General features: G+C 71.9%; 17 protein-coding genes. 7 read left to right on the forward strand and 10 right to left on the reverse strand.

Annotation, left to right across the window (positions count from 1 at the left end; translation table 11 throughout):
* Positions 1-255 precede the first annotated feature (255 nt).
* From AMY39116_RS47975 to AMY39116_RS0316380, 3 genes are read right to left on the reverse strand one after another with little or no spacing between them, the layout of a single operon-like run.
* Positions 256-1332: a DUF2786 domain-containing protein gene (locus tag AMY39116_RS47975; protein WP_020418715.1), complete on the reverse strand. Its 1077-nt coding sequence runs from the start codon at positions 1330-1332 to the stop codon at positions 256-258.
* Between the two features lie 40 nt (positions 1333-1372).
* A complete protein-coding gene (locus AMY39116_RS0316375) occupies positions 1373-2569 on the reverse strand; it encodes a class I SAM-dependent RNA methyltransferase (RefSeq protein ID WP_020418716.1) in 1197 nt (398 codons plus the stop codon).
* On the reverse strand, positions 2566-4593 hold the full coding sequence (locus AMY39116_RS0316380) for an APC family permease (RefSeq protein ID WP_020418717.1): 2028 nt from the start codon (positions 4591-4593) through the stop codon (positions 2566-2568). The genes AMY39116_RS0316375 and AMY39116_RS0316380 overlap by 4 nt, the downstream gene beginning before the upstream one ends.
* 104 nt (positions 4594-4697) lie before the next feature.
* Between AMY39116_RS0316380 and AMY39116_RS0316385 the strand changes: the two genes are divergently transcribed.
* Together AMY39116_RS0316385 and AMY39116_RS0316390 are read left to right on the forward strand one after the other, a co-directional pair.
* Positions 4698-5363, forward strand: a complete 666-nt coding sequence (locus AMY39116_RS0316385; RefSeq protein ID WP_020418718.1) for a TrkA family potassium uptake protein — start codon at positions 4698-4700, stop codon at positions 5361-5363.
* On the forward strand, positions 5363-6019 hold the full coding sequence (locus AMY39116_RS0316390; RefSeq protein WP_020418719.1) for a TrkA family potassium uptake protein: 657 nt from the start codon (positions 5363-5365) through the stop codon (positions 6017-6019). Before AMY39116_RS0316385 ends, AMY39116_RS0316390 begins: the two co-directional genes overlap by 1 nt.
* Here the strand turns inward: AMY39116_RS0316390 and AMY39116_RS43015 are convergent.
* Genes AMY39116_RS43015 through AMY39116_RS0316405 form a run of 3 tightly spaced genes read right to left on the reverse strand, consistent with a single transcriptional unit; the run spans position 6016 to position 7673 of the window.
* Entirely contained in the window at positions 6016-6465 is a 450-nt protein-coding gene (locus AMY39116_RS43015) for an alpha/beta fold hydrolase (protein ID WP_020418720.1), read from the reverse strand. The two genes, AMY39116_RS0316390 and AMY39116_RS43015, sit on opposite strands and share 4 nt — an antisense overlap.
* 59 nt (positions 6466-6524) lie before the next feature.
* Positions 6525-7283, reverse strand: coding sequence for a DUF3159 domain-containing protein (locus tag AMY39116_RS0316400; protein ID WP_369794316.1), 759 nt, complete (start codon positions 7281-7283; stop codon positions 6525-6527).
* A 12-nt stretch (positions 7284-7295) separates the two neighbouring features.
* Positions 7296-7673 (reverse strand): OB-fold nucleic acid binding domain-containing protein, encoded by a 378-nt coding sequence (locus AMY39116_RS0316405; RefSeq protein WP_026153310.1) that lies wholly within the window; start codon positions 7671-7673, stop codon positions 7296-7298.
* 115 nt (positions 7674-7788) lie between these two features.
* Between AMY39116_RS0316405 and AMY39116_RS0316410 the strand changes: the two genes are divergently transcribed.
* A complete protein-coding gene (locus AMY39116_RS0316410) occupies positions 7789-8484 on the forward strand; it encodes an alpha/beta fold hydrolase (RefSeq protein WP_039791574.1) in 696 nt (231 codons plus the stop codon).
* Between the two features lie 496 nt (positions 8485-8980).
* Here AMY39116_RS0316410 and AMY39116_RS0316415 read toward each other — a convergent pair whose 3' ends face one another.
* Positions 8981-9637, reverse strand: coding sequence for a DUF3710 domain-containing protein (locus AMY39116_RS0316415; protein WP_020418724.1), 657 nt, complete (start codon positions 9635-9637; stop codon positions 8981-8983).
* Positions 9637-10119 (reverse strand): dUTP diphosphatase, encoded by a 483-nt coding sequence (gene dut, locus AMY39116_RS0316420; protein WP_026153312.1) that lies wholly within the window; start codon positions 10117-10119, stop codon positions 9637-9639. Before dut ends, AMY39116_RS0316415 begins: the two co-directional genes overlap by 1 nt.
* A 24-nt stretch (positions 10120-10143) precedes the next feature.
* Here dut and AMY39116_RS0316425 point away from each other — a divergent pair, with 24 nt between their 5' ends.
* Complete coding sequence (locus tag AMY39116_RS0316425; RefSeq protein WP_020418725.1) at positions 10144-10644, forward strand: DUF3093 domain-containing protein; 501 nt, start codon at positions 10144-10146, stop codon at positions 10642-10644.
* Positions 10645-10661: 17 nt separating this feature from the next.
* On the opposite strand, the gene AMY39116_RS0316430 is transcribed toward AMY39116_RS0316425, so the two are convergent.
* Positions 10662-10970, reverse strand: a complete 309-nt coding sequence (locus AMY39116_RS0316430; RefSeq protein WP_017983710.1) for a DUF4193 domain-containing protein — start codon at positions 10968-10970, stop codon at positions 10662-10664.
* Between the two features lie 392 nt (positions 10971-11362).
* Here AMY39116_RS0316430 and cei point away from each other — a divergent pair, with 392 nt between their 5' ends.
* Positions 11363-12037, forward strand: coding sequence for an envelope integrity protein Cei (cei, locus tag AMY39116_RS0316435; protein ID WP_027935977.1), 675 nt, complete (start codon positions 11363-11365; stop codon positions 12035-12037).
* 169 nt (positions 12038-12206) lie between these two features.
* Here the strand turns inward: cei and AMY39116_RS0316440 are convergent, their stop codons facing one another.
* Positions 12207-13025, reverse strand: coding sequence for an inositol monophosphatase family protein (locus AMY39116_RS0316440; RefSeq protein ID WP_027935978.1), 819 nt, complete (start codon positions 13023-13025; stop codon positions 12207-12209).
* Positions 13026-13089: 64 nt separating this feature from the next.
* On the opposite strand from AMY39116_RS0316440, the gene ppgK reads away from it, so the two are divergent.
* The gene (ppgK, locus tag AMY39116_RS0316445; RefSeq protein WP_020418728.1) at positions 13090-13851 is read left to right on the forward strand and encodes a polyphosphate--glucose phosphotransferase; all 762 of its coding nucleotides are present in this window, start codon (positions 13090-13092) and stop codon (positions 13849-13851) included.
* Between the two features lie 188 nt (positions 13852-14039).
* Complete coding sequence (locus AMY39116_RS0316450; RefSeq protein WP_027935077.1) at positions 14040-15440, forward strand: RNA polymerase sigma factor; 1401 nt, start codon at positions 14040-14042, stop codon at positions 15438-15440.
* The last annotated feature ends 257 nt before the right edge of the window (positions 15441-15697 follow it).

The following is a 15697-nucleotide window of genomic DNA, read 5'->3' on the forward strand; positions in this document are numbered from 1 at the left end:
GGGCAGCCGGACTCAGCGGCGGCAGCGCGCGACGTGGCCGGAGCGGCAGCGCGGCCTCATTGGCAGCCGGCCTAAGCGGCGGCGGCGCGGTGGCGCGGCCGCAGCGGCCACCGCGCGCGCCGCAGCGTGGGGCGGCTTCGGGGCTGCCGAGCAGCCGCATCCTGGGCAATGCATCACCGCCGCCCCTCACCCGCGCCCAAGCCGGAGCGCGCCGCCCCAGGCCGCGCCGCTTCGGGGCGGCCGCGCCCCAAAGTCCTAACCCGCCTCCACCTCGGCGCGCTCCACCGTCAGCCGTGCGTGGTTGGCGGCTTCTCGGCCTGCTGTCCAGCCCTCGCCGTTGCTCATGGTCGTCCTGCGGGTCGTCGTGTGCGGGAACAACTCCGTGAACAGCGTGTCCACCTCCTGGCGCCGCCGGGCGAGGATCGGGACCAGCTGCGCCTCCGCGAACTCCGCCTCCACCGCGCGGTCGGCGTCGGTCAGGCGTTCGCCTATTCGCGTCGCGTAGGCGAGCAGGAAGGCGTGCCGGAACGAGCGGGTCCGCGCGCCACGGCCGGCGGACAGCATCGCCTCGTTCGCCTGCACCAGCAGCGACGTCGACAGCAACTCCACCAGGTCCAGATCGACCTCGTGGCCGACCAGCGCCACGAACCCCAGCTTGGCGTAGAACGCGGCCCGGCACCGGTTGGCCGTCGCGACCGCCGACACCAGCGACGACTTCGGCCCGAGGTACGGCTGCTCCAGCCAGAACCGCCGCGCCGAACCCGCCCTCGGCCCCGGCGCGTCTACCAGCGCCTGCTCGAACGAGTACCGGCTCATCAACTGCTGCGCCTTCGCCGACAGCGCCTCCGCCTCCTCGGGGAACGACGTCGACTCCGCCTTCGCCAGCAGCGCCCGTATCCGCGCCAGCACCTTCTCGTCCACGCCCGCCCGCTCCGCCGGCACCGGCACCTCCGGCAACCGCGGCAGGGGCAGCAGCACCTCCAGCACCGACAGCACCACGAGCAACGCCGCCACGCGCTCCACGCCGTGCCGCTCCGACCACCGCTCCAGCAACGGCCGCTCGGCGCCGTCGCACCCGGCGAGCGCGTCCGACGTCAGCGCGACCCCGCGCCGGTCCAGCCGCCGCAGCGCGATCTGGTGCACGTCCCCCGGCTGCCACCCTGTCCGCCACAACCGGGACAGCACCTCGCGCAGCGCCAGCTCCGCCGCCCGGTCGATCAGCCGCGCGTCGTAGCGCGGGCCCGCCAGCTCCCGCGCGGCGAGCTCACCCAGTCGCCGCTGGGCGGCATCGCACAGCAGGACGGCGAACGTTTCCACGGTGGACTCGGCCATGCCCGCATCATGCCGGAGGGCACCGACAATTCCGGGCGCCTCAACGCACCAGCAGCGCCACGCACTCCACGTGGTGGGTCATCGGGAACGCGTCGAACGCCCGCAACCGCTCCAGCCGGTACCCCGACTCGCCGAACGTCGCGACGTCCCGGGCCAGCGCCGCCGGATCACACGCCACGTACACCACTCGCTCCGGCGAAGCCGCCGCCACCGCCTGGACCACCTCGCGCCCGGCCCCGGACCGCGGCGGGTCCAGCACCACGACCTCCGGCTGCCCGGACAGCGACCGCAGCACGTGCTCCGTCCGGCCGGCCCGCCAGCTCACCTGCGGCAGATCCGCCAGGTTCCGCTCGCCGTCGCTCACCGCGCGCTGCCCCGACTCGACCGCGACCACGTGCCCCGTCACGCCGACCTGCGCGGCCAGCACCGACGCGAACAACCCGACCCCCGCGTAGAGGTCCCAGGCCAGCTCGCCGGGCGAGGCCCGCGCCCACTCCCGCACCACCGACGCGAACGTCTCCGCCGCCGCGGGGTGCACCTGCCAGAACCCGTGCGCCTGCAGCCGCCAGTCCCGGCCCGCCGCGTGCTGCACCGCCTCCCCGCCGGCCAGTTGCCTCGCCCGGCGCTTGCCCCGCACGGTCGCCAGCTCGCGGGCGTGCACATGGCCGTCCCCGTCGCTGGTCACCTCGATCTCCGTGCCCGGCCGCCAGCGCCGCGACAACGCGCGGTCCAGCGCGCCCGGCACCGAGATCGGGCACTTCTCCAGCGCCACGACCCGGTGGCTGCGGTGCGCGCGTAACCCGGCGCGCCCGTCCGGCCCGGCGACCAGCCGGACCCGCGACCGCCAGCCCAGCGCACCCCCGGGCAGCGCCTCGACCTCGACCGGCCAGTCCAGCCCGGCCAGCCGCTGCAGCTGCTCGGCGACCACGCGGCCCTTGAGCTCCCGCTGGAACTCCGGCGTCGCGTGCTGCCAGTCGCAGCCGCCGCACTGCCCCGGCACGGCCAGCGGGCACGGCGGATCGACCCGTTCCGGCGCCGCGCGGAGCACCTCCACCGCGTCCGCGCGGCAGAACGAGCCGCCCTTGTCCTCGGTCACCTCGGCACGCACCAGCTCGCCGGGCAGCGCGTGCCGGACGAACACGACACGACCGTCCACCCTGGACACACAATGCCCGCCGTGGGCGACGGGTCCCACCTCGAGCTCCAGGATCCGGCCGGTCCAGTCCTGCCCGGTCACTTCCCGCCGTCCTTGCCCGCCCCGTTGCGGGTCCCGTCCCCGAAGAAGCCGCGCCGCACGTCGCCGGCCGCCGGGCGGGACCGTGCCGCGCGCCGCACCGCCTTCGCCGAGGACGCCAGCTGCCACGGCACGCTGGTGACCATCACACCCGGCTGGAACAGCAGCCGGCCCTTCAGGCGCAGCGCACTCTGGTTGTGCAGCAGCTGCTCCCACCAGTGCCCGACGACGTACTCCGGGATGAACACGGTCACCACGTCCCGCGGGTTGTCGCCGCGCACGCGCTTGACGTAGTCCAGCACCGGGCGCGTGATCTCGCGGTAGGGCGATTCGACGACCTTCAGCGGAACCTTGAAGCCCTTGGCCTCCCAGTCGGCGGTCAGCTGCCGCGTCTCGGCGTCGTCCACGTTGACCGTCACGGCCTCCAGGACGTCCGGCCGCATGGCCTTCGCGTAGGCGAGGGCGCGCATGGTCGGCAGGTGCAGTTTGGACACCAGCACGATCGCGTGGTTGCGCGAGGGCAGCACGGTCGGGTTGCCGTCCAGCGCGGCCAGCTCCTCGGCGACCCGGTCGTAGTGCTTGCGGATCGCGGTCATCAGCAGGTAGATCGCCACCATCGCGGCGATCGCGATCCACGCGCCGAGCAGGAACTTCGTGATCAGCACGATGATCAGCACGGTGCCGGTCATGGTGAGGCCGATCGCGTTGACCGTCTGCGAGCGGCGCATCCGCCGCCGCGCCGCCGGGTCGGTCTCCCTGGACAGCAGCCGGTTCCAGTGCCGCAGCATGCCGGCCTGGCTCACCGTGAACGACACGAACACGCCCACGATGTAGAGCTGGATCAGCTTGGTGACCTCGGCGTCGAACGCGATGATCAGGACCAGCGCGAACGCGGCGAGGAACAGGATGCCGTTGGAGAAGGTCAGCCGGTCGCCGCGGGTGTGCAGCTGGCGCGGCAGGAACCGGTCCTGCGCGAGGATCGAGGCCAGCACCGGGAAGCCGTTGAAGGCGGTGTTCGCGGCCAGCAGCAGGATGATGCCGGTGCTGAAGGAGATGTAGTAGAAGGCGGGCTCGAAGTGCGGGAACACCGCCTGCGCGATCTGGGCCACGATCGTCTTCTGCTGGTAGCCCTCGGGGGTGCCGCTCAGCTGGGTCGCCGGGTCTTCGGCGAACTTGACGTCGGTGAGGATCGCCAGCGTGATGATGCCCAGCAGCATCGTCACCGCGAGCAGGCCCATCATCAGCAGCGTGGTGGCCGCGTTCTTCGACTTCGGCTTGCGGAAGGCGGGCACGCCGTTGCTGATCGCCTCGACACCGGTCAGCGCCGCCGCGCCGGAGGAGAACGCGCGGGCGATGAGGAAGACGAACGCGAAACCGGTGAAAGACGCCTCGGCGTGCAGGTCGAAGTCCGCGCTCTCGGCGCGCATCGGCGTGCCGCGGACGGCCTCGAACAGGCCCCACGCGACCATGCCCAGAATGCCGATGATGAACCCGTATGTCGGAATTGCGAAGGCCTTGCCGGACTCGCGCACGCCACGCAGGTTGATCGAGGTCAGGACCACCACGATGATCACCGCGCTGAGCACCTTGTGCTCGGCCACGAACGGGATCGCCGACCCGATGTTGGCCACGCCGGACGAGGTCGACACGGCCACGGTGAGGACGTAGTCGACCAGCAGCGCGCTCGCGACGGTCAGGCCGAATCTGCCGCCGAGGTTGGTGCTGGCGACCTCGTAGTCGCCGCCGCCGCTGGGGTAGGCGTGCACGTTCTGGCGGTAGGAAGCCACCACGACCAGCATGACCACGGCGACGGCGATGCCGATCCACGGCGAGTAGGCGTAGGCCGACAGCCCCGCGACGCTCAGCGTCAGGAAGATCTCTTCGGGCGCGTACGCGACGCTCGAGAGCGCGTCCGACGCGAAGATCGGCAGCGCGATCCGCTTCGGGAGCAGGGTGTGGGAGAGCCGGTCGCTCCGGAACGGACGGCCGACGAGCAGCCGTTTGGTGGCGGTCGCAATCTTCGACACGTCAGAAGGGTACGGGCGGGTCCGCGAGGGGGCCGGACAAGGTAGGTTCTGCGTCGGCATCTACCGGGTAACCGCCGTTCGGGTGACACACAGGAGGCAGTGACGTGCACGTGGTGATCATGGGGTGCGGCCGGGTCGGCGCGTCCCTGGCCGCGGCCCTCGAGCGCCTCGGTCACGAGGTCGCGGTGATCGACAAGGCGCAGGAGGCGTTCCGCAGGCTCGGCAGCGACTTCCACGGCCAGCAGGTGCTCGGCATGGGCTTCGACCGGCAGGTGCTGATCGACGCGGGCATCGAGAAGGCGGGCGCCTTCGCCGCGGTGTCCAGCGGCGACAACTCGAACATCATCTCGGCGCGGGTGGCGCGGGAGAACTTCGGCGTCGAGCACGTCGTGGCCCGCATCTACGACCCGAAGCGCGCGGCGGTCTACGAGCGGCTGGGCATCCCCACCGTGGCGACCGTGCCGTGGACGACCGACCGGTTCCTGCGCACGCTGCTGCCCGACGGGGTGGCCTCGGCATGGCGGGACCCCAGCGGCAACGTCGCGGTGCTGCAGCTGCCGCTGCACGAGGGCTGGATCGGCCGCAGCGTCAACGAGCTGCAGGAGTCGACCGGCGCGCGGGTCGCCTTCATCATGCGGTTCGGCACGCCCGTTCTGCCCGATTCCAAGACGGTGTTGCAGGCGGACGACCTGGTCTACGTGGCCGCGAGGTCCGGGACCGTCGGCGACGTGACGAGCACCGCGGCGCGCGCGCCGGAGGAGGAAGCCTGATGCGGGTCGCGATCGCGGGAGCCGGCGCGGTGGGCCGGTCCATCGCCAAGGAGCTCATCGACGGCGGCCACCAGGTCATGCTGATCGAGCGGCAGGCCGGGCAGTTCGAGCCGGACGCCGTCGAGCAGGCCGACTGGGTGCTCGGCGACGCGTGCGAGGTCTCGACGCTGGAGGACTCCGGCATCGAGCGCTGCGACGTGGTGATCGCCGCGACCGGTGACGACAAGGTGAACCTGGTCGTGTCGCTGCTGGCGAAGACCGAGTTCGCGGTGCGGCGGGTCGTGGCGCGGGTGAACAACCCGGCCAACGAGTGGCTCTACACCGACGCGTGGGGCGTGGACGTCGCCGTGTCGACGCCGCGGATCCTGGCCGCGATGGTCGAGGAGGCGGTCAGCGTCGGCGACCTGGTGCGGCTGCTGACCTTCCGGCAGGGGCAGGCGAACCTGGTCGAGCTGACTCTGCCCGACCAGACCCCGCTGGCCGGCCGCCCGGTGAGCGACCTGGCGCTGCCGCGGGACGCCGCGCTGGTGACGATCCTGCGCGGCGACCGGGTGATCGTGCCGCAGCCGGAGGACCCGCTGGAGCCGGGCGACGAACTGCTGTTCGTGGCCAACGCCGAGGTCGAGAACGACATCCGCAAGGCGCTGGGCTACTAGCGTGCCGCGAGGAGGTCCCGGATCGCGGCGGTGACCTCGACGGGCCGTTCCTCCGGCAGGAAGTGGCCGCAGGGCAGGACCCGGGTGCGCAGGTCGGGCGCCCAGCTCGCCCACACCTGCCGCGGGTCGAACGGCAGGACGAGGTCGCCGGGGTCCTGCCACATCGCCAGGACGGGCATCGACAGGGTGCGGCCGGCGTCGCGGTCGGCCTGGTCGTGCCCGGCGTCGACGAACGCGCCGGCGCGGTAGTCCTGACAGATCGCGTGAATCGCCCGCGGAGTACCCGCCGCGGCCAGGTAGGCGGCCCGGACGTCGGCCGGGATCGCGCCGGGCACGCCGGTCCAGGTGTCCAGGAAATGCCCGACGAACACGTCCGGGTCGGCTGCGATCATCCGTTCCGGCAGGTCGGACGGCTGGGCGAGCAGGTAGAGGTGGAACGCGAACACCCCACCGGCGCCGTGCAGCGCGGCGCAATTGTCCCGGACGGGACCACGGACCGGGCGCGCTAGGCCTCCTGCGGCGGCTGGCCGTACTTGAGGCGGAGCCGGGCCTCGACGTCCGCCTCCTCGGCGACGCGGGCCTCTTCGATCTCCTTGAGGCGCTTGTCGGAGCGGCGCACGGCCCACACGACGACCAGCAGCGCCAGCCCGTACAGCGGCCAGCCCATCGCGATCTTCGCGAACGCCAGCCAGCCGGTGTAGTCGGCCTCGTACAGCCACCGCTGCACCACGAACCGCGCCCCGAACACGGCGGCCAGCGCGAGGGTGGCGACGTCGTAGCCGAGGCGGGACGGCTTGTCCCGGCGCCACGCGGTGCCGGTGCCGTTGAGAAAGTTCCAGATCACGCCCGCCAGCGGCCAGCGCACCACCACGGACAGCACGAACACGCCGCAGTAGACGAGGCTCGCCCAGATCCCGAACAGGAAGAAGCCCTTCGCGGACCCGGTGCGGTAGGCGATGAACGCGCCGATGCCGACGCCGAACAGGCCGGAGATGGCCGGCTGCAGCGACTCGCGGCGCACCAGGCGCACGATCGTGATCAGCGCGGCGCTGCCGACGGCGCTCCAGATGCCCACGGTGAGCCCGAAGAACGAGTTCGCGAGCACGAACACCACGATCGGCACGGAGGAGTAGACGAGGCCGGACACCCCGCCCATCTGTTCCAGCATCGTGGGCTCGGGCCGCTCACCCGCCCGCCCAGGCTCGGCCCCGTCTGTGGCGGGGTTCGGATCGGTCTTGTCGCCTGGACGGGCGGGTTCAGTCACGCGGTTACCAATTCAGGAGGTCGTCTGCAGCTCGTAGAACGGGTTGTACAGCACCTTCTGGCCGTCTCGCTCGGCCATGCGTCCCCGGACCTTGATGGTCCGGCCCGGTTCGATGCCCGGGATGCGGCGCCGTCCCAGCCAGACTAGCGTCACGCCCTCCGTGCCGTCGAACAACTCGGCACGCAGTGTCGCCGCCTCTTTCGTGGGACACAGCTCCACGCTGCGCAACCGCCCGAGGACGGTCACCTCTTCGCCCGACCGGCAGTCACAGGCCCGCCGCGCGCCGCCCGCCTCGGATTTTTCGGACAGATCATCAGCGTCGAGTTCCTCGACGTCGCTGGTCAGCTTGCGCACCAGCCGGCTGAAATAGCCGCCGTCTTTGGCGGACATAGGCGTCTGCTCCTGTTCCAGGGCCCCCGACTCGAACGGCCCGTTCGTCATCCAGCCTAACCTCGTGGGGGCCAGCACAACCGCTTTGCGGCAAGATCGCAACGTGACGTCCGCTATGCCGAAACCGGCCGCTGTCCTGCTACCTGGGACGGGCTCGGACGAGGTGTTCGTCCGGTCTGTTTTCGCAGGTCCGCTGGCTGCGTGCGGGATGCGCACACGAACCCCCGAACCGCCGGGCGGCGCCGCTGTGACAGCAGGTCTGCTGGCGTCACTCGACGAGGCGGCGGCCGGCGGCCCGGTGCTCGCCGGAGGCATCTCCCTGGGCGCGCACCTGGCCGCCGAATGGGCGATCCGCAACCCCGGCAAATGCGCGGGCCTGATGCTCGCGATGCCGGCCTGGTGCGGCCGCCCGGACGACGCGCCGGCCTCGCTCGCCGCGCGCGCCTCCGCGGACCTGGTCGACTCGCACGGCCTGGAGGAGGCGCTGCGGCTCGCGACGGCCGGAGTGGCGCCCTGGCTCGCCGCCGAGCTGACGAGGGCCTGGCGGCGGCACGGGGACGGCCTGGCGGCGAGCCTGCGCGTCGCGGCGGCCCACCCCGCGCCGACGCTGGACGCGCTGGCGGAGCTGGACGTCCCGGTCGGCATCGCCGCGTGCACCGACGATCCGGTCCACCCGGCCGCGGTGGCGCACGCCTGGGCGGAAGCGCTTCCGCGCGCCGTGGTGCGGGAGACCACGCTGACCGCGCTCGGCGCCGATCGCGAGTCGCTGGGCCGGGCCGCGCTGCTGGCCTGGCTCCAGGCGCGCGGCTGAGGTCCGCACCGCTGCCGCGGCGGCCGCCACGGCGGTGACCACCAGCGCGGCCACGGCGACCAGGCACCACCGCGCTACTGGACGAGCACCCCGGCGGTACAGCACCCCGTGCGACCCGACTGCGGCGCGCTCGCCGTTGGGGTGCCGACGCCCGACGCCGGCGCGGCGTCGGGCAGGCGCTGCCACGACCGCAGCGCGACAGCCAGGGCCGCACCCCGCGGCAGTAGACCGCGGTGGCGTCTGGTCCCGAACGAATCGGCCGGCCTCGGCGGCGGAAAATCGAAGCGCAGGCACCACCGCAGCACCGGACGAGCACCCCGGCGGTACAGGTCTCTGTGCGCCCCAATGCGGCTCACCGTTGGCGCGCCGACGATGAGCGCAGCGTCGGCCAAGCGGCCCACGACCGCGCCCCGCCATCAGGACCACCAGAGCCCTCGACCGGATCAGGCAAGACGGGCACACGCACCGCAGCGCGCACGATCCCCGGACGGCGCGCCTACTGCTGGCCCTGCTGCTGCGCGATGTGCTCCGCGACCGCCTCCGGCAGCGTGATCGGCAGCGGCGTGCGCACCGGCATCGGCGCGTCACCGCGGTCGACGATCGTGCCGCGGACGATCTCGCGCAGCACGGCGGGCGCCTCGGCCGCCATCGACTGCGGGCCCGCGATCACGCCGCGCAGCATCCAGCGCGGCCCGTCGACCCCGACGAATCGCAGCGCCACGTCGCCGATCAGCGCGGACAGCTCCGGCCCCCACTCGCCCTGGCCCGGCGCGACCTTGGCGCCGTCGTTGCGCAGCTGCTCGGTCAGCTCGCCGACCACCTCGCGCCACAGCCCACCGGACCGCGGCGCCGCGTAAGCGCTCACCGTGACCTGGCCGTGCGCGGTCACCACGTGCACCGCGCGCACGCCACCGGCCTGCGGGTCCATCTCGACCTGCACCTGGGTGCCGTCGGGCACCGGGACCCGCACCGAGCCGAGGTCGATCCGCGGCTTCCCGTCCTCCGGCGCGTCGGCGATGTCGAACGGCCCGTCGGTGGCCTCCGGCTCCGGCTCCGGGTCCTCTTCCGGCTCCTCGGCGATGTCCGAGTCCCAGGACTCGCCGGGGTCGGCCATCGCGTGGCGGCCCCGCTTCTTGCGTCCGAAGATGCCCACTACTCCCTCGTTCCTTCCCCGGGATTCCCGGTCAGCGTCGCATGCCCGCCGGTCGAGCCGTACCCGCCGGCCCCGCGTTCCGTCGCCGCCAGCTCCGCGACCTCCACGAACTCGGCCGTCTCCACGCGCTGGACCACCAGCTGCGCGATCCGGTCGCCCCGCGCGAGCCGGATCGGCTCGCTGCGGTCGTGGTTGACCAGGCACACCTTGATCTCCCCGCGGTAGCCCGAGTCGATGGTGCCCGGTGTGTTCACCACGGACAGCCCGGTGCGCGCGGCCAGCCCGGAGCGCGGGTGCACGAACCCGGCGTAGCCCGGCGGCAGCGCGATCGCCACGCCGGTGCCGACGAGCACCCGCTCGCCGGGCGCCAGCACGACGTCGGTGGTGGTCACCAGGTCGGCTCCGGCGTCGCCGGGCCTTGCGTAGGACGGGATCGGGACACCCGGATCGAGCCGGGTGAGCAGGACCTGCACGGGGGACACGGGCGGCGAGACTACCCTGGAGGCATGGGTGAGCACGCGAGCGCGGCCGGTGCGGTGGGCGAGACGACTGCGGGAGACGGCAGCACGCGGTATTCCGAACGGCTGTACCTGTCGTGGTGGGGCTGGCCGCTGCCGCTGGCGGGCGCGGCGCTGCTGGCCTACGAGATCCACCTCGGCTACCCGGCGGTGCCGCTGTGGCTGCCGTTCGCGGTGCTGATGCCGTTGATGGTGGCGTGGCTGGTGGCCATGGGCCGGGCCCGGATCCGGGTGACCGGCGACGAGCTCGAAGTCGGTGACGCTCATCTGCCGTTGCGGTTCGTGGGTGAGGTCGAGGTCATCGGGAAGGACCGGAAGCGGAAGGCGATGGGGCCGGAACTCGACCCCGCCGCTTACGTGACGCATCGCGGCTGGGTCGGTTCGCTGCTGCGCGTGCACCTGACCGATCCCGCGGATCCGACCCCATACTGGGTGTTCAGTACCCGCAGGCCGGAGGCCCTGGCCGAGCTGCTCCGTTCAGGGAAGTAGCCCGGCCGTCCGCGGTGTCACGCGCAGTCGCGGCAGATCATCTGCCCGTTGTGCTCCTCCGCCAGCCTGCTCCGGTGGTGCACCAGGAAGCACACGGAGCAGGTGAACTCGTCAGCCTGCTTCGGCACCACCTTCACCGTCAGGTCCTCACCCGACAGCCCGGAGAGGTCCGCGCCCGGAAGCTCGAAGTTCTCCGCGCTCGCGTCCTCGTCCACGTCCACCACGCCGGACTGCGTCTCGTTCCGGCGAGCCTTCAGCTCCTCCAACGAGTCCTCGGCGAGCTCGTCGGCTTCGCTGCGGCGCGGAGCGTCGTAGTCGGTCGCCATTGTCCCTCACCCCTGCGATCAGCTTCGTAATCACTGTTCAAGCACGCTGTTCGCATGCCATCGTGCCGCTGGTCAACGTCCCAGCGCCCCGGTTTGTGCCCGCCGCCGTAGTGAGCCAGGTCTCTCTTCAGCAACGTGTTTCGGTACCTGATCTACGGGCGGAGCCCGCAGAGGGTAGCTCACGCTTTACCCGGACGCGCAGAGTGTCATTCGAAGCAGGACATACGTCACCCAACAGGGGGAACACATTCCGGGGACGCCCGTGGGACCGTGCGAGAAGTACCCCGGCTTCGGACGGGTGACGACGCTGGTGCACTGTAACGCCTACGCTGATCAGGAACGACGGTTCGGGCGAGCGGGTGTTCGGGTCTTCGATCGAAGGGGTGGGGCAGGTGTCGTCGGGGATCGGTTACGGCAACCGGAGATCGCGGCCCTACCGCAAGCGCCGCCCGCTGCCCGCCTTGATCGTGATCGGGGTGCTCGGGCTCGTCGCGATGGTCATCTGGGTGCGCGCGATCACCAGCAAGCAGGACATCGACGAGGCGCTGCGGTGCGATCCGCCGCCCACGCCGCCACCCGGCGTGACGTACACCAACTTGGGTTACAACGCGCTCGACGAGACGACGCCCGTGCCCGCCGACCGGATCGCGGTGAAGGTGCTCAACGCGAGCGAGAAGCGCGGGCAGGCCGCGATCACCACGGAAAGCCTGCGGCAGCTGGGATTCACGCAGATCGCGCCGCCGGAGAACGACCCCGCGTACGCGACCGACGAGGCGGCCTGCCGCGGCCAGTTGCGCTTCGGCGACAACGGCAGCTCCGCGGCGCGCACGCTCAGCCTGGTCGTGCCGTGCGTCGAACTGGTGCGGGACAACCGCGAGGACGCGAGCGTGGACCTGGCGATCGGCAGCGCCTTCGGCGACGTGGTGCCGACCCAGGCGGCGCGCGACATCCTCGCGCAGCTGCAGGCGTGGTCCGGCCAGCACGGCGACGGCGGCGAGCAGTCCGCGGTGAACCCGCCGGTGATCGACGAAGCGCTGCTGGCCGCCGCCCGCCCCGGCACCTGCTGACGCGCGTCGCGGGCGCTCGCGCCCGGATTCTGCCCTCAGGGGGCGAGTCAGGACCCGCCGGAAAGCGGCCGAAGAGGCCGCCGGCGGGCGCGAATCCCGCACCCGTGCCCGCGAGTTCGTCACTCGCGGGCGAGGGTCCGGCACCCGGCCGAGAGTCCGCGGGCGGCCGCTACACGTCCTTGACGCCGCACTCCACGGCCGCGTCGTAGAGCGCTCCGGCGATCGACGGCGCGGCCGCGAACGTCGCGTCCTCCCCCAGGGCCGGGTCCGCGCCGGGCAGGTGCACCACCGCGCCGGCTTCCTCCGCCACCAGCGCACCGGCCGCCCAGTCCCAGCGGTGCAGGCCGTGCTCCACGTACCCGTCCAGCCACCCGGCCGCCACGGCGCACAGGTCGAGCGAGGCCACCCCGGCCCGGCGGACGTCCCGCACGCGGGTCAGCAGCCCGGACACCAACCGGGCCTGCCGGGCGCGCCGCTCGGCCTGGTAGGCGAACCCCGTGCCGATCAGGCTCAGCTCCAGCCGCTCGGGCGAGGACACCGCGAGCCGCCGCCCGTCGAGCCACGCGCCCTGGCCCCGCACGGCCGTCCAGCAGCGCCCGCTGACGGGTTCCACGACCGCCCCGGCCACCGACACCCCGTCCACCTGCGCCGCGAGCGACACGGCGAACAGGGGCGCGCCGTAGAGGAAGTTGACGGTGCCGTCGATCGGGTCCACCACCCAGGTGACGCCGTCGCCCGCCGCGCCGCCCGCCTCCTCCCCCAGGACGTGGTCCCCCGGACGCAGCTCCGCCAGCCGGTCGCGCACCAGCTGCTCGGCGGCGCGGTCGACCGCGGTGACGACGTCGGTGTCCGTCGTCTTGGTCTCGACCGACACCGGCTCACCTGCGACCATGGCGTCACGGGCACGGCGGACCAGGTCCGCGGCCTCGGCCGCGACCTGGACGGCGACGTCCTTCAACTCTGTTTCGGCAGCTCCCACGTCCACCATGGGACCACACCCGGTTAAAGTCTCCGGCACAGGTTTCTGAATCGAGCGAGAAGGGACGGCGCCAATGACGGCGACCCGTGGTTTCGGAATCGACATCGGCGGCAGCGGTATCAAGGGCGCCCTTGTCGACCTGGAAAAGGGCGCACTGATCGGCGACCGCTTCCGGATCGACACCCCGCGCCCGGCGACCCCGGACGCGGTGGCCGACGTGGTGGCCCAGATCGTGGCCCACTTCGGCTGGGAGGGCCCGGTAGGCATCACGCTGCCCGCGGTGGTCAAGAAGGGCGTCGCGCACACCGCGGCGAACATCGACCCCAGCTGGATCGGCACCGACGCGGACGCGTTGTTCGCCAAGCGGCTGGACCGCCACGAGGACGACATCGCGATGCTCAACGACGCCGACGCGGCGGGCATGGCCGAGATCCGCTACGGCGACCCGCGGGCCCGCAAGGGCGTCACCACCCTGCTGACGTTCGGCACCGGCATCGGCAGCGCGCTGTTCCAGCACGGCACCCTGATGCCGAACACGGAGTTCGGCCACCTCGAGGTCGACGGGCACGACGCGGAGAAGAAGGCGGCCGCCTCGGTCAAGGACAACGAGGGTCTGTCCTACCCGCACTGGGCCAAGCGCGTGAACCGTTACCTTTCCGTGCTGGAGAACCTCATCTGGCCGGATCTGTTCATCGTGGGCGGCGGGGTCAGCAAGAAGGCCGAGAAGTGGGTGCCGCTGCTGGAGATCAGGACACCGGTCCTGGTCGCATCGCTGCAGAACAACGCGGGGATCGTGGGCGCGGCGCTGGCGGCGGCCGAGGGCCTGGAGCACTGACCTGCGAACAGGCCGCCCCGGGTTTGAACGATGATCGGCCGCAACGCACCGGCGTATCGTCGTTACAATGGAACACGGCCCACGGTCGCGGAGGACAAAACCGCAGGCCGCGGGACGTTCCCCGAATCTGAGGCAGCCGGGACCCACCATCCCGGCTCGCCGTGATCGACCGCTGCGAAAGGGCGTACGTGGCAGCCGCAAAAACCGCTACCCGAAGCGGCACGAAGACAACGAGCGCCGCCGACGTGAGCGCGGAACCCGACGCGGGCCGTGAGAACGTGACCGAGGCCGAGGCTCAGGGCTCCGGCGCCACGAAGAAGGCGACCACCCGCAAGCCGGCCGCGGCCAAGGGCCCGAAGAAGGCTCCGGCCAAGGGCCGCACCACCCGCAAGGCCGGCAAGACCGACGACGGGGAGCCGGACGGCCCCGGCGGCGAGGACATCGAGGACGTCGACCTCGAGGCCGACCTCGCCGACCTCGAAAGCGAGGTGGAGGTCGACGTCGTCGACGCGACCGTCACCGACGAAGCCGAGGACCTCGACGAGGACGAGCCGGACGAGAAGACGCCGGCCGCGAAGTCGGGCGCCAAGTCGACCGACCGCGACTTCGTCTGGGACGAGGAGGAGTCGGAGGCCCTGCGGCAGGCCCGCAAGGACGCCGAGCTCACCGCGTCCGCGGACTCGGTCCGCGCGTACCTGAAGCAGATCGGCAAGGTCGCGCTGCTCAACGCCGAGGAGGAGGTCGAGCTCGCCAAGCGGATCGAGGCCGGCCTGTACGCGGCCGAGCGGCTGCGCATCGCGGAGGAGGAGGGCGAGAAGCTCGCCACCCAGATGCGCCGCGACCTGCGCTGGATCATCCGGGACGGGGAGCGCGCCAAGAACCACCTACTGGAGGCGAACCTCCGTCTGGTCGTGTCGCTGGCCAAGCGCTACACCGGCCGCGGCATGGCGTTCCTGGACCTGATCCAGGAGGGCAACCTGGGCCTCATCCGTGCGGTCGAGAAGTTCGACTACACGAAGGGCTACAAGTTCTCCACGTACGCGACGTGGTGGATCCGGCAGGCGATCACCCGCGCGATGGCCGACCAGGCCCGGACCATCCGCATACCGGTCCACATGGTCGAGGTGATCAACAAGCTCGGCCGCATCCAGCGTGAGCTGCTGCAGGACCTCGGCCGCGAGCCCACCCCCGAGGAGCTCGCGAAGGAGATGGACATCTCCCCGGAGAAGGTCCTGGAGATCCAGCAGTACGCCCGCGAGCCGATCTCGCTGGACCAGACGATCGGCGACGAGGGCGACTCGCAGCTGGGCGACTTCATCGAGGACTCGGAAGCGGTCGTCGCGGTCGACGCCGTGTCGTTCACGTTGCTGCAGGACCAGCTCCAGTCGGTGCTGCAGACGCTGTCCGAGCGCGAGGCCGGCGTGGTCCGGCTGCGCTTCGGCCTGACCGACGGCCAGCCGAGGACTTTAGACGAAATCGGCCAGGTCTACGGGGTCACGCGCGAGCGCATCCGGCAGATCGAATCGAAGACGATGTCCAAGCTGCGGCACCCCAGCCGCTCGCAGGTCCTGCGGGACTACCTGGACTAAGAGCACAAGAAGAAGGAGCCCGGACCGCCAACGGCGACCCGGGCTCCTTCTTTTACAAGCCAACGCAACGCAAGCCGGCAACGCAAAGCAGCCGACCACCCCAACCAGACCTCCCCCGCCCCCGATCCACAGCCGATCTTTAGTCGCCGACCAGCCGTGTCAAGGCACGCTTTCCCGCCTTGACACGGCTGCTCGGCGACTGAAACACACTCAAGGAGAGGGGGCGGGGGTGGTCGGAAGGTGACCTTTCAGCGCCG

Origin of the sequence: Amycolatopsis sp. ATCC 39116 (genome assembly GCF_000231075.2) — a bacterium.
Taxonomy (GTDB): Bacteria; Actinomycetota; Actinomycetes; order Mycobacteriales; family Pseudonocardiaceae; genus Amycolatopsis_E; species Amycolatopsis_E tucumanensis.